Here is a 12,305-nt window from a genome sequence, read left to right as displayed (position 1 = left end):
CAGAATGGAGGGATCATGAGCTATGACCGCCTGACCCGTCCACTGGTGCGCGAGGACGGCGTGCTGCGCGAGGCCACCTGGGAAGAGGCGCTGACCCGCGCCGCCGAGGGGTTCCGGCGCAACGTCGACAAACACGGCCCCGACAGTTTCGCCATGCTGTCGTGCGCCCGTTCCACCAACGAGATGAACTACGTCGGGCAGAAGTTCACCCGCGTGGTGATCGGCACCAACAACGTGGACTCCTGCAACCGCACCTGCCACGCGCCCAGCGTGGCGGGGCTCTCGGCCGTGTTCGGCAGCGGTGGCGGCACCTCCTCCTACCAGGAGGTCGAGGACACCGACGTGATCGTGATGTGGGGCTCCGCGGCGCGGAACGCCCACCCGATCTTCTTCCAGCACGTGCTGAAAGGCATCCACAACGGGGCCCGGATGTTCGCCGTGGACCCGCGCCGCACCGGCACCGCCCAGTGGGCCGACCTGTGGCTGGGGCTGAACGTGGGCACCGACATCCCGCTCGCCCACGCCATCGCCCGCGAGATCATCCACGCCGGGCTGCAGAACCAGGAGTTCATCGACCGCGCCACGACCGGCTACGAGGAGTTCCGCGCGTGCGTCGAGCCGTGGACGCTCAGCGCCGCCGAGCAGGTCACCGGCGTGCCCGCGCACGCCATCCGCGAGCTGGCGCACGCCTACGCCCGCGCCGACCGCGCCCAGCTGTGCTGGACCCTCGGCATCACCGAGCACCACAACGCCACCGACAACGTCCGGGCGCTGATCAACCTCTCCCTGCTGACCGGCCACGTCGGCCGCTACGGCTCGGGCCTGTCGCCGCTGCGCGGCCAGAACAACGTGCAGGGCGGCGGCGACATGGGCGCCATCCCCAACCGGCTGCCCGGCTTCCAGGACCTCCTCGACCCGGCGATCAGGCGGAAGTTCGAGACGGCCTGGGGCGTCGGCATCCAGCCGCGCTACGGCCACAACCTGACCCAGATGCTGGAGGCGATGGCCGAGGGCGAGGTCACCACCTGCTACCTCATCGGGGAGAACCCGGTGCAGTCCGAGGCCGACTCGCTGGCCTGCATCAAGCGCCTGTCCATGCTCGACCACCTCGTCGTGCAGGACATCTTCCTCACCAAGACCGCCCAGATGGCCGACGTGGTGCTGCCCGCCAGCGCCGCGTGGTGCGAGGCCGACGGCACGTTCACCAACAGCGAGCGGCGGGTGCAGCGGGTGCGCAAGGCCCTCGACCCGCCGGGCGAGGCGCGCGACGACATCTGGATCATGTGCGAGCTGGCCCGCCGCCTGGGCCACGACTGGCACTACGACGGCGCCGAGGAGGTCTGGAACGAGCTGCGCGCCCTGTCCCCCGACCACAGCGGCATGACCTACCGGCGGCTGGAGGAGCTGCACGGCATCCAGTGGCCGTGCCCGTCGGAGGACGCCATCGAGCCGCCCTACCTGCACGGGCGGCTGTGGGAGAGCGACCCGGTCAAGCGGGGCACGCCCGCGCCGTTCGCGGTGCTGCGCCACTCGCCGCCGGTCGACCTGCTGGACGAGGAGTACCCGCTCCGGCTGACGACCGGGCGGCGGCTGGACTCGTACAACACCGGCGTGCAGTCGTCGGGGTTCGCCTCGCCGCTGCGGCGGGGCGAGACGGTCGAGATGTCGCCGGAGGACGCCGAGCGGCTGGAGCTGGTCGCCGGTGAAGAGGTGCGGATCAGCTCGCGGCGCGGCTCGGTGGTCGCGCCGGTGTTCATCGACCCCGGCCTGCGGCCCGGGCTGGTGTTCATGACGTTCCACTTCCCGGACGAGGTGGACACCAACGCCCTGACCATCGAGGCCACCTGCCCCATCGCGGGCACGGCCGAGTTCAAGGCGGCAGCCGTACGCGTCGAGAAGCTCGTCAAGGCCGGGTGAACAGATGGATCTGAGGTTCCGTGACGCGCAGCCGTCCGCCGAGGAGCGCGCCGCCGTCGACGCGCTGCTCGGCCCGCCGGCCACCGGCTGGGAGGGCGGCGCCAGGACGGAGGCGGAGCTGCGTTACGCGGCTCGCCCCGAACCGGCCCGCGACCTGCTGCTGCCCGCCCTGCACGCGGTCAACGACCGGGTCGGGTGGATCAGCGAGGGCGCGCTGGACTACATCTGCCGCCGCCTCACCGTCCCGCCCGCCGAGGCGTACGGGGTGGCGTCGTTCTACTCGCTGCTGTCGCTGAAGCCGCGTCCGGCGCGGGTGCTGCACGTCTGCACCGACCTGGCCTGCCAGGCGCGCGGCGCCGAGGACGTGCGCAAGCGCGTCGAGGCGCGGCTCGGCCCGGCGGGCTCCTCCTGGCAGCCCAGCCCGTGCCTGGGCCTGTGCGAGCGCGCCCCGGCCGCCCTGGCGATCGAGGCCGGCGAGACCCCGTCCACCCAGGTGTACGGGCCGGTCCAGGGGGACGAGGTCACCGTGCCGCACGGCTCCAACGGCCACGGGCCGGCCGGCTGGGAGCCGCCCGCCGAGGCGGCCGTGCCCCAGGCCGGGCGCGACGGCCTGGTGCTGCTGAAACGGATCGGCGTGGTCGACCCGGCCAGCCTGGACGCCTACCGGGCCACCGGGGGCTACGCGGCGCTGCGGCGGGCCTTCCAGCTCGGCCCGGCGGGCGTGATCCGGGAGGTGCTGGAGTCCGGCCTGGTCGGCAGGGGTGGCGCGGCCTTCCCGACGGGCCGGAAGTGGGACGCCACCGCCCGCCAGCCGGACCACCCGCACTACCTGGTGTGCAACGCCGACGAGAGCGAGCCGGGCACCTTCAAGGACCGCGTGATCATGGAGGGCGACCCGTACGCGCTCGTCGAGGCCATGACGATCGCCGCCTACGCCACCGGCTGCGCCAAGGGCTACCTCTACATCCGGGGCGAGTACCCGCGGGCGGTGCGGCGGCTGGAGCACGCGATGGCCACGGCGCGCTCGCGCGGCCTGCTCGGCGCGGACATCCTGGGCCAGGGCTTCTCCTTCGACATCGAGCTGCGCCGGGGCGCGGGCGCGTACATCTGCGGTGAGGAGACCGCGATCTTCAACTCGATCGAGGGCTTCCGCGGCGAGCCGCGCAGCAAGCCGCCGTTCCCGGTGGAGAAGGGCCTGTTCGGCAAGCCGACCGTGGTCAACAACGTGGAGACGCTGGTCAACGTGCTGCCGATCCTGGAGCACGGCGCCCAGGCGTACGCGGCGGTCGGCACCGAGGGCTCGACCGGCACCAAGCTGTTCTGCGTGTCGGGCAGCGTGGACCGGCCCGGCATCTACGAGCTGCCGTTCGGCGCGACGCTGCGCGAGCTGCTCGACCTGGCCAGGCCCGCCGGGACGCTCAAGGCGGTGCTGCTCGGCGGCGCGGCCGGGGCGTTCGTGACGGACCTGGACGTGCCGCTCACGTTCGAGGGCACCCGGGCGGCGGGCGCCACGCTCGGCTCCGGCGTCGTCCTCGTGCTGGACGACACCGTCGATCTCAAGCACATCCTGCTGCGCATCGCCGAGTTCTTCAGGGACGAGTCGTGCGGCCAGTGCGTGCCCTGCCGCGTGGGCACCGTACGGCAGGAGGAGGCCCTGCACCGGCTGTCGGAGCGCGTGGACGAGAGCGACCTGCTCCTGCTGCGCGAGGTCGGGCGGACCATGCGGGACGCCTCGATCTGCGGCCTCGGACAGACCGCATGGAACGCGGTGGAATCGGCCATCGACCGCTTGGGGGTATACAAGTGATCCCGCTCCAGCCGCCCCGGCGGCTCGTCGACGTGCAGATCGACGGCGAGACCGTCCGGGTGCCCGAGGGTTCGACGATCCTGGACGCCTGCCAGGCGGCGGGCAAGGACGTCCCGACGCTCTGCTACGGCGACACGCTCACCCCCAAGAACGCCTGCCGGGTGTGCGTCGTCGAGGTCGAGGGGTCGCGCACCCTGGCCCCGGCCTGCTCCAGGAAAATCGAGGCCGGCATGACCGTCGGCACCGACACCGAGCGCGCCCGCCACAGCCGCAAGGTGGTGCTGGAGCTGCTCGGCTCGTCGGTGGACCTGTCGACCACCCCGCGGGCGGCCGGCTGGATCGAGGAGTACGGCGCCGAGCCCGGCAGGTTCGGCGACGACGCGGCCACGGTCGAGCAGCCCGCCAAGGTCGACAACGACCTCTACGTGCGCGACTACAGCAAGTGCATCATGTGCTACAAGTGCGTCGACGCCTGCGGCGACCAGTGGCAGAACTCCTTCGCCATCGCCGTGGCCGGCCGCGGCTTCGACTCGCACATCTCCACCGAGTTCGACGCCCCGCTCACCGACTCGGCCTGTGTTTACTGCGGCAACTGCGTCGAGGTGTGCCCGACCGGGGCGCTGTCGTTCAAGTCGGAGTTCGACATGCGCGCCGCCGGGACCTGGGACGAGTCGCGGCAGACGCAGACCACGACGATCTGCAGCTACTGCGGCGTCGGCTGCAACCTGACGCTGCACGTACAGGACAACAAGATCGTGAAGGTCAGCTCGCCGCACGACAACCCCGTCACCAAGGGCAACCTCTGCGTCAAGGGCCGCTTCGGGTACGGGTATGTCTAGGGTCGCCGTCAAGCGCCGCATCCTGCGCATCAGGGACTCCGCCCCGACGCGCAGGGTCGACTCGCTGGCCGCCGAGGAGCCGCTGGAGATCCGCCTCGACGGCACGCCGCTGACCGTCACCATGCGGACGCCGGGCGACGACTTCGACCTGGCCGCCGGGTTCCTGGTCAGCGAGGGCGCGGTCGCCTCGGCCGGCGACATCGCGACCATCCGCTACTGCGCGGGGGCCCTGGCCGACGGGCGGAACACGTACAACGTCCTGGACGTGCGGCTCGCGCCGGGCGTCGAGGCGCCCGCGCCGCGCAACTTCTACACGACCTCCTCCTGCGGCGTCTGCGGCAAGGCGTCGCTGGAGGCGGTGCGCACGGTCGCCCGCTGGTCCGCGCACGACGACCCCGTCGAGCTCGGCCAGGCGACGGTGGCGGCCCTGCCCGGCCGGCTGCGCGAGGCCCAGCGGGTCTTCGACCGGACGGGCGGGCTGCACGCGGCCGGCCTGTTCACGGCCGCGGGCGAGGCCTTGTGCGTGCGCGAGGACGTGGGGCGGCACAACGCCGTGGACAAGCTGCTCGGCTGGGCGCTGCGGCAGGGCCTGCTGCCGCTGCGCTCGACCGTGCTCATGGTCTCCGGCCGGGCCTCCTTCGAGCTGGTGCAGAAGGCGGTCATGGGGGGCATCCCGGTGCTCGCCGCGGTGTCCGCGCCCTCCTCGCTCGCGGCCGAGCTGGCCGAGGAGGAGGGGCTGACGCTGATCGGGTTTCTGCGCGGGGACTCGATGAACGTCTACGCGGGCGAGCGGCGGCTGGACATCACCCCGGGCGCCGGCAACGGCTCTGCCGGCGCGCGAACACCGGGGTGATGAGGGGATGCCGTCCGGCGCCGCCTGGCCCCCAGCACGCCGTTCGGCATCCCTACCAAGGTCGACTTTGACAACCATTTTCATTTTGCAGCATACTGACTCACATGATGTCAGGACATTCCCGCCTGCGAGCCGCCGGGCTCCTCGCGGGCGCCACGCTGCTCACGACCACCGCCTGCGGAGCCGGATCCGGCGCGACACCTGAGGCCGCCGACGGCAAGCCCCAGGTCCTCGCCGCGTTCTATCCGTTGCAGTGGCTCAGCGAGCAGATCGCGGGCCCCGACGCCCAGGTGGCCGTCCTGACCGCGCCCGGCGTCGAGCCGCACGACCTGGAGCTCGGCGCCCAGCAGATGGCCCAGCTCGAGGACGCCACGCTCACCGTCTACATCAAGGGCGTCCAGCCCGCCGTGGACGACGCGGTCGACCCCGAGCGCTCCTTCGACGCCGCCACCGCCGTGGCCACGCTCCCGGCCGGCGGGCACGCCGAGGAGGGCCACGCCGGGGAGGAGGGCCACGGCGAGGAGAGTCACGCCGAAGAAGGCCATGCCGAGGAGACTCACGCCGAGGAGGGCCACGACCACGGGGTCGCCTACGACCCGCACCTGTGGCTCGACCCGTCCCGCCTGGCCACCGTCGCCGGCAAGCTCGGCGAGCGCCTGGCCGCCGCCGACCCGGCCCACGCGCAGGGCTTCAAGGACCGCGCCGCCACCGCCGCCGCCTCGCTCACCGCGCTCGACAAGGAGCTCGCCACCGGCCTGACCACCTGCGCGACGCGCACCATGGTGACCGCACACGAGGCGTTCGGCTACCTGGCCGACCGGTATAAGCTCAAGCAGGTCGGCATCACCCTCGACCCCGAGACCGAGCCCTCGCCCGCCCGCATCGACGAGGTGGCCAAGCTCGCCAAGGCGGAGAAGGTGACGACCATCTTCACCGAGGCCCTGGTCAGCCCCAAGGTCGCCGAGGTGCTCGCCGCCGAGGTGGGCGCGAAGACGGCCGTGCTCGACCCGCTGGAGAGCAAGCCCTCGGGCGACTACCTGTCGGCCATGCGGGGCAACCTCAAGACCCTGCAGTCGGCGTTGGGATGCACACCTTGACCGAGACCGCCTTCGAGATGCGCGACGGGCGGGTGACGCTCGACCGGCGGCCCATCCTGCGCGGCATCGACCTCACCGTCAGCCCCGGCGAGGTCGTCGCCGTCATGGGCGCCAACGGCTCAGGCAAGTCCACCCTGGTCCGCGCGCTGCTCGGCCTCACGCCGCTGTCCGGCGGACAGACCCTGATGTACGGCACGCCGCCCGCCAGGTTCCGCGACTGGTGGCGCATCGGCTACGTGCCGCAGCGGCTCTCCGTCGGCGGCGGCGTGCCCGCGACCGTCGGCGAGGTCGTCACCTCGGGCCGCATCGCCCGGCAGAGCAGGCTGCGCCGCACCAGCGCCGCCGACCGGGCGGCCGTGGCGAGCGCCCTGGAGGCCGTCCGCCTGTCCGACCGGGCGCACGACCCGGTCCAGGCGCTCTCCGGCGGGCAGCAGCAGCGTGTGCTCATCGCCCGCGCCCTGGCCGGCGAGCCCGACACGTACGTGATGGACGAGCCCACCGCGGGCGTCGACGCCGCCACCCAGCAGCTCCTGGCCGACACGCTGGCCAGGCTGGTGGCAGGCGGCAAGACCATCGTGCTCGTCGCGCACGAGCTCGGCCCGCTGGAGCCGCTCATCACCCGCGGCGTCGTCGTGCGCGAAGGCCTCGTCGCGCACGACGGCCCGCCGCCCCGGCCCGAAGGCGACTGCGCCAGGCCGGGACACGAGCACGTCCACCCGCACGCCGCCGAAGCCACGGCGGGGCCGCTGCGGGGCTGGCAGGGAGAAGCATGATCGAGTTGCTCGACAGGCAGTTCTTCCAGCTCGCGCTGCTCGCGGCGCTGCTGGTCGGCCTCTGCGCGCCCGCCGTGGGCACGTTCATCGTGCAGCGCAGGCTCGCGCTGCTCGGCGACGGCATCGGGCACGTGGCGCTGACCGGCGTCGCGCTCGGGTTCCTGACCGGCACCGCGCCGGTGCTCACCGCCGTCCTCGTCGCGGTGGCCGGCGCCGTCGCCATCGAGCTGGTCAGGGCGCGCGGGCGCACCAGCGGCGACGTGGCCCTGGCCCTGATGTTCTACGGTGGCATCGCGGGCGGCGTGCTGCTCATGGGCATCGCGCCCGGCGGCAGCAACTCCAAGCTCAACTCCTACCTGTTCGGCGCCATCGCCAGCGTCACCGAGCAGGACATCTGGATCATCGGCGCGCTGGCCGTCGCCGTCCTCGCCGTCGTCGCGATCTTCGGCAGGGAGCTGTTCGTGCTCTGCCAGGACGAGGAGATGGCCCGTGCCAGCGGCCTGCCGGTGCGCTTCCTCAGCCTGCTCATCGCCGTCACCGCCGCGCTCACCGTCGTCATCGCCATGCGCGTGGTCGGCCTGCTGCTCGTCAGCGCGCTCATGGTCATCCCGGTGGCCACCAGCCAGCAGCTCACCCGCGGCTTCCGCACCACGATGCTGCTCGCCATGCTGTTCGGCGTCATCGCCGCCGTGGGCGGGCTGCTCGCCTCCACCGCCTCCACCCGGGTGCCGCCCGGGGCCTCGATCGTGCTTCTTGCCCTGGCCGGCTTCGTCCTGGCCCTGGGTGTGGGTAAATTCGTACGCCGAGGCCGATCCCAGGAGTCGACAGTGACCGAGCCAAGCACGCGTGCCGAGGAGGTCGTATGACCACGAGACGCGACGCCGTGCACGACACCCTCCGCCAGAGCGAGGGCTTCCGCAGCGCGCAGGACGTCTACGCCGAGATGCGCCAGCACGGCGCCAAGATCGGCCTGACCACCGTCTACCGCGCCCTCCAGGCGCTGGCCGACGGCGGCCACGTCGACGTGCTGCGCACCGACGACGGCGAGTCGGTCTACCGGGCGTGCGAGACCGGCGAGCACCACCACCACCTGGTCTGCCGCCGCTGCGGCCGGACCGTGGAGGTGGCCGGGCCCGCCGTCGAACGCTGGGCCGAGACCGTCGGCACCGAGCACGGGTTCACCGAGATCACTCACACGGTCGAGGTGTTCGGCACCTGCTCGTCCTGCTCGCGCACGCCGCGCCCGGCCTGACCCCGCCGCGACCCGTACAGGACGCCCAGCACCACCACCGCGCAGCCGGCGAGCTGGAGCGGCGACGGCCGCTCGCCGAGCGCGACCGCTGACAGCGCCACCGTCGTCACCGGCTGCACCAGCAGGAGCAGCGCGGTCAGCACGGCCGGCTGCCGGGGCAGCGAATAGGTGATCAGCGACCAGCCGAGCACCTGCGGCCCCAGCGCGAGCAGCAGCAGCCAGCCGTGCGCCGGCCACTCCGGCACGAAGCTCGCCCCGCCGAACAGCGGGCTCAGCGCCGCGATCGCCACCGTCGCCACCACGGTCGCGTGCGCCAGCGGCCCGGCCGCGCGGCCCGAACCGGCCTTCATCAGCAGCAGGAACGCCGCGTACGCGATCGACGTGGCCACGCCGGTCACCACCCCGAGCGCCGGGTCGGCGCCGTACGCCCCGCTGTCGAACACCCCCGAGATCAGCACCACGCCGCCGAACACCACCGGCGTGGCGATCATCAGCGGCGTCGACGGCCGCTCCCGGAACAGCGCCCACGCGGCGAACGCCACGATGAACACCTGAAGGTTGCCCAGCACGGTCGCCAGCCCCGCGCCCACGTAGTCGATCGTGTGATGCCAGAACAGCAGGTCGAACGCGAACATGAGCCCCGCCACCCACGCCAGGTAGAGCGGCTTGCCGGTCAGCGGCCCTAGCCTGCGCCGCTCCAGCCAGGCCAGCACCAGCATGGGCGGCACCGCGTACGCGCACCGGAACAGCGCCGAGGTCGCGGGCGAGACGCCCGACAGCCGGACGAGCGGGGCGGAGGTCGAGATGATCAGTGCTCCGGCGATCGCGATCAGCACGAAACGACGATGTGCACTCACCGAAACCCCCGACCCCCCGTGGGAGAGATACGCTGCGACCACGCTAGAACCGGCCCGGACAGGAGTCAATATGCCGTTTGGCCATGACATGGTGCATGCGCTGGCCACCGTCGTCGAGCTGATCAACACCTCGCCCTCCACAGGAGGGGACGACGGTCTGGCGACCCTGGCCGAGCTGCAATCCTTCGTCGACTCGCGCCAGGTGAGCGGCATCAGCACCCTCACCCCGCGCGACCTCGGACAGGTACGCATCGTACGGGAGGCGTTCCACCGCGTCTTCGTCGCCCCCGACCAGCCCACCGCCGTGCGCACCCTCAACTCGCTGCTGTCCGAGACCCGCATCACCCCACGGCTCACCGAGCACGACGGGCACCCGCTGCACGTCCACTACTTCGCGCCCGACGCCACCCTCGCCGAGCACCTGGCCGCCGACTGCGGCGTCGCCCTCGCCCACCTGCTCGTCGAGGGCGAATGGGAACGGCTGCGCACCTGCTCCGCGCCCGACTGCGAGCACGTCTTCGTCGACGAGTCGCGCAACCGGTCGCGCGTCTACTGCGACAGCCGCACCTGCGGGAACCGGATGCACGTCGCCGCCTACCGAGCCCGCCGCCGAGGCTGACCCCCTGTCGGGCCTGCCGTCCTCCCCCAGCGCGCCGCCCCAGGGAGGCAACCGGCGCGGGGAGCCGGGCACGGCCGCTAGGAGGCCGCCAGGATGCGCTGGAGGGTGCGGGCGCCGAGGCCGCTCATCGGCGGGTTGCTGTCGACGTAGTACCAGACCAGGCCCATCGCCTGCTGGAAGGCCCACGCCTTGCCGCGTTCCCATTCGAGGTCGGTGCAGCCGAGGTCGTCGCGGAGCGCCTGGCGCGGCCCGGCCTCCAGCAGGTGCCAGGCGCTCACCAGGTCCAGCGCCGGGTCGGCCGGGGCGAAGCCGCCGACGTCGAGGATGCCGACGAGCCGGCCGCCGGACACGAGCACGTTGCCGGGGATCAGGTCGCAGTGGTTCATCACGTCGGCGCCCTCGCGGGGCAGGATCCGCAGCTCGGCCCAGAGGCGGCGCAGCCGGGGGACGTCGAGGAGGTGTTCGCTGTGGGTGAAGCAGGTCTCCATCCACGCGTCGTGGTCCTTCAGGTCGCCGCCCCGGCCGGAGCCGCTGAAAGTGCGGCCACGGGTGTCGAGGGCGCGCAGGTCGCGAACGAGGGCCGCCAGGTCGTGGGCGAAGGCGACCGATTCGCCCGGGTCCGCGTCCGTGGCCACGACGCCGGGCAGCCACGTCTGCACCGACCACGGGAGCGGGTAGCCCGCCCCGGGCTCGCCGAGCGCGACCGGCTCGGGGGTGCGGAACCGCGTACGCCCGGCCAGCTCGCCCGCCGCCCGCGCCTCCTTCTGGAGCCAGGCCCGCGTCGAGTCGACGTCGCGGGGCTCCAGGGGGAAGCGGGCGGCCAGCCCGTCGCCGATGCGGAAGATGGCGTTGACCGTGCCGTGGGCGGCGACGCCCGTGACCGGCAGGTCCCGCCACTGCGGGAACTGTTCGGCCACGAGCGCGCGGACCGTCTCGGGCGTGACTGTCAGCTGACCTGCGTGCATCTCCACGCGGATTAGCGTTCCGTGCCCGCGCCCGGGACCGCAACCGGGTTTCCGGCCGCGCTGGGACGGACGCCCGTACGGCTCCCGTCAGGGGCGGACGAGGCCGGCCACGGCCTCCGTTACGTGGCCGACCTCGTCCTCGGTGTTGTAGTAGTGCGGCGACAGGCGCAGGGCCCACTCCACGCCCTTGTCGCCGAAGTCGTACCGGGCCAGCTCGCGGAAGCTGAGCGCCGAGTTGACGCCGCGCGCGTCCAGCGCCGCCTTGAACGGCCGCGCCTGCCATCCCTCGATCGCGAACGTGACCAGCGCCCCCAGCGCCGGGCCCCGGTCCAGGACGCGTACGCCGGGGATGGCGGCCAGGCCCTCGCGCAGCAGCGCCGCCAGGGCCGGGGTGCGGCGGGCGATGGCGTCCATGCCGACCCGGCGGGCGTACGCGACGGCCGCCGCCGAGCCGAGGACCGTGGCGTACGGGAACTCCCAGTCCTCGAACCTGGCCGCGCTCTCCACCGGCTCGTAGCGGTCGGGAGCGACCCAGCGGGCCCCGTACATGTCGATGAACAGCGGCTCGTAGCCGGCGCGCAGCACGCGGTCGGACACGTACAGGAAGCCGGAGCCGCGCGGGCCGCGCAGGAACTTGCGGCAGGTGGCGGTGAGCAGGTCGCAGCCGATCTCCGCCACGTCCACGGGGTGCTGGCCGACCGACTGGCAGGCGTCGACCAGGTAGAGCAGGTCCAGTTCGCGGCAGTGCGCGCCGATCTCGGCGACCGGCTGGACGAGGCCGGAGTTGGTGGGAATGTGGGTGGCGCTGACGAGCCGGGGGCGGTGCTCGCGCATGAGGGCGGCCATCGCGGGCACGTCCACGCCGCCCTCGGGCGTGTCGGGGGCGTGCACGACGCGGACGCCGTGCCGCTTGCGCAGCGACAGGAAGGCGATCTGGTTGGAGATGAAGTCGTTGCGGGTGGTCAGGATGACGTCGCCGGGTTCGAAGGGGATCGCCGACAGCGCGGTGGCGTAGGCGTGGGTGGCGCTGGTGGCGAAGGCGATGTTGCCGGGGCCGGCGTTGATCAGCGCGGCGATCTCGGTGTAGAAGCCGCGCACCTGCTCGGCGCGGGCGGCCGACGCCTCGTAGCCGCCGATGGCCGCCTCCAGGCGGAGGTGGTCGAGCATGGCGTCCAGCACCGGCGTGGCCAGCAGCCCGCAGCCCGCGTTGTTGAAGTGGACGACCTGCTCGCAGCCCGGCGTGTCGGCCCGCAGGGCCAGAAGCGTTTCCGGGCTCAACTCAGAAGCGTTACCATGTCCTCTCATGTCCGAGAGTAGCACTTCTGA

12 protein-coding genes are annotated in these 12,305 nt (G+C 72.7%); 9 read left to right on the top strand and 3 right to left on the bottom strand.

The genetic code is table 11. From position 1 onward, the window contains the following. Positions 1–15: 15 nt before the first annotated feature. The 8 genes from ACBI99_RS26565 to ACBI99_RS26530 all read left to right on the top strand — a co-directional run bounded on the left by ACBI99_RS26565 (position 16) and on the right by ACBI99_RS26530 (position 8,538). Positions 16–1,917 carry a molybdopterin-dependent oxidoreductase gene (locus tag ACBI99_RS26565; RefSeq protein WP_364175116.1) on the top strand — a complete coding sequence of 634 codons (1,902 nt, stop codon included), beginning with the start codon at positions 16–18 and terminating at the stop codon, positions 1,915–1,917. 4 nt (positions 1,918–1,921) lie between these two features. Beyond that, the gene (locus tag ACBI99_RS26560; protein WP_375073747.1) at positions 1,922–3,724 is read left to right on the top strand and encodes an NAD(P)H-dependent oxidoreductase subunit E; all 1,803 of its coding nucleotides are present in this window, start codon (positions 1,922–1,924) and stop codon (positions 3,722–3,724) included. Next, positions 3,724–4,563: a 2Fe-2S iron-sulfur cluster-binding protein gene (locus ACBI99_RS26555; protein WP_375073762.1), complete on the top strand. Its 840-nt coding sequence runs from the start codon at positions 3,724–3,726 to the stop codon at positions 4,561–4,563. The genes ACBI99_RS26560 and ACBI99_RS26555 overlap by 1 nt, the downstream gene beginning before the upstream one ends. After that, positions 4,556–5,416 (top strand): formate dehydrogenase accessory sulfurtransferase FdhD, encoded by an 861-nt coding sequence (fdhD, locus tag ACBI99_RS26550; RefSeq protein WP_375073746.1) that lies wholly within the window; start codon positions 4,556–4,558, stop codon positions 5,414–5,416. The genes ACBI99_RS26555 and fdhD overlap by 8 nt, the downstream gene beginning before the upstream one ends. A 104-nt stretch (positions 5,417–5,520) precedes the next feature. After that, complete coding sequence (locus tag ACBI99_RS26545; protein ID WP_219509505.1) at positions 5,521–6,513, top strand: metal ABC transporter substrate-binding protein; 993 nt, start codon at positions 5,521–5,523, stop codon at positions 6,511–6,513. Further along, positions 6,501–7,286, top strand: coding sequence for a metal ABC transporter ATP-binding protein (locus ACBI99_RS26540; RefSeq protein WP_219509504.1), 786 nt, complete (start codon positions 6,501–6,503; stop codon positions 7,284–7,286). Before ACBI99_RS26545 ends, ACBI99_RS26540 begins: the two co-directional genes overlap by 13 nt. Next, positions 7,283–8,152, top strand: a complete 870-nt coding sequence (locus ACBI99_RS26535) for a metal ABC transporter permease (protein ID WP_219509503.1) — start codon at positions 7,283–7,285, stop codon at positions 8,150–8,152. The genes ACBI99_RS26540 and ACBI99_RS26535 overlap by 4 nt, the downstream gene beginning before the upstream one ends. Further along, positions 8,149–8,538, top strand: coding sequence for a Fur family transcriptional regulator (locus ACBI99_RS26530; RefSeq protein WP_219509502.1), 390 nt, complete (start codon positions 8,149–8,151; stop codon positions 8,536–8,538). The genes ACBI99_RS26535 and ACBI99_RS26530 overlap by 4 nt, the downstream gene beginning before the upstream one ends. Here ACBI99_RS26530 and ACBI99_RS26525 read toward each other — a convergent pair. Next, complete coding sequence (locus ACBI99_RS26525) at positions 8,478–9,374, bottom strand: DMT family transporter (RefSeq protein ID WP_308125968.1); 897 nt, start codon at positions 9,372–9,374, stop codon at positions 8,478–8,480. The two genes, ACBI99_RS26530 and ACBI99_RS26525, sit on opposite strands and share 61 nt — an antisense overlap. Positions 9,375–9,465: 91 nt before the next feature. Here ACBI99_RS26525 and ACBI99_RS26520 point away from each other — a divergent pair, with 91 nt between their 5' ends. Then, entirely contained in the window at positions 9,466–10,014 is a 549-nt protein-coding gene (locus tag ACBI99_RS26520) for a CGNR zinc finger domain-containing protein (RefSeq protein WP_219509500.1), read from the top strand. 77 nt (positions 10,015–10,091) lie between these two features. Here ACBI99_RS26520 and ACBI99_RS26515 read toward each other — a convergent pair whose 3' ends face one another. Both ACBI99_RS26515 and ACBI99_RS26510 read right to left on the bottom strand, forming a co-directional pair. Continuing rightward, positions 10,092–10,979, bottom strand: a complete 888-nt coding sequence (locus ACBI99_RS26515; RefSeq protein ID WP_375073761.1) for an aminoglycoside phosphotransferase family protein — start codon at positions 10,977–10,979, stop codon at positions 10,092–10,094. Between the two features lie 87 nt (positions 10,980–11,066). Beyond that, a complete protein-coding gene (locus tag ACBI99_RS26510) occupies positions 11,067–12,257 on the bottom strand; it encodes an aminotransferase class V-fold PLP-dependent enzyme (protein WP_375073745.1) in 1,191 nt (396 codons plus the stop codon). Positions 12,258–12,305 lie beyond the last annotated feature (48 nt).

The organism is Nonomuraea sp. ATR24, from assembly GCF_041950485.1.
Lineage (GTDB): Bacteria > Actinomycetota > Actinomycetes > Streptosporangiales > Streptosporangiaceae > Nonomuraea > Nonomuraea ceibae.
Note: the sequence above shows the minus strand (reverse complement) of the source record. Positions and strands in the feature narration are given on the sequence as shown.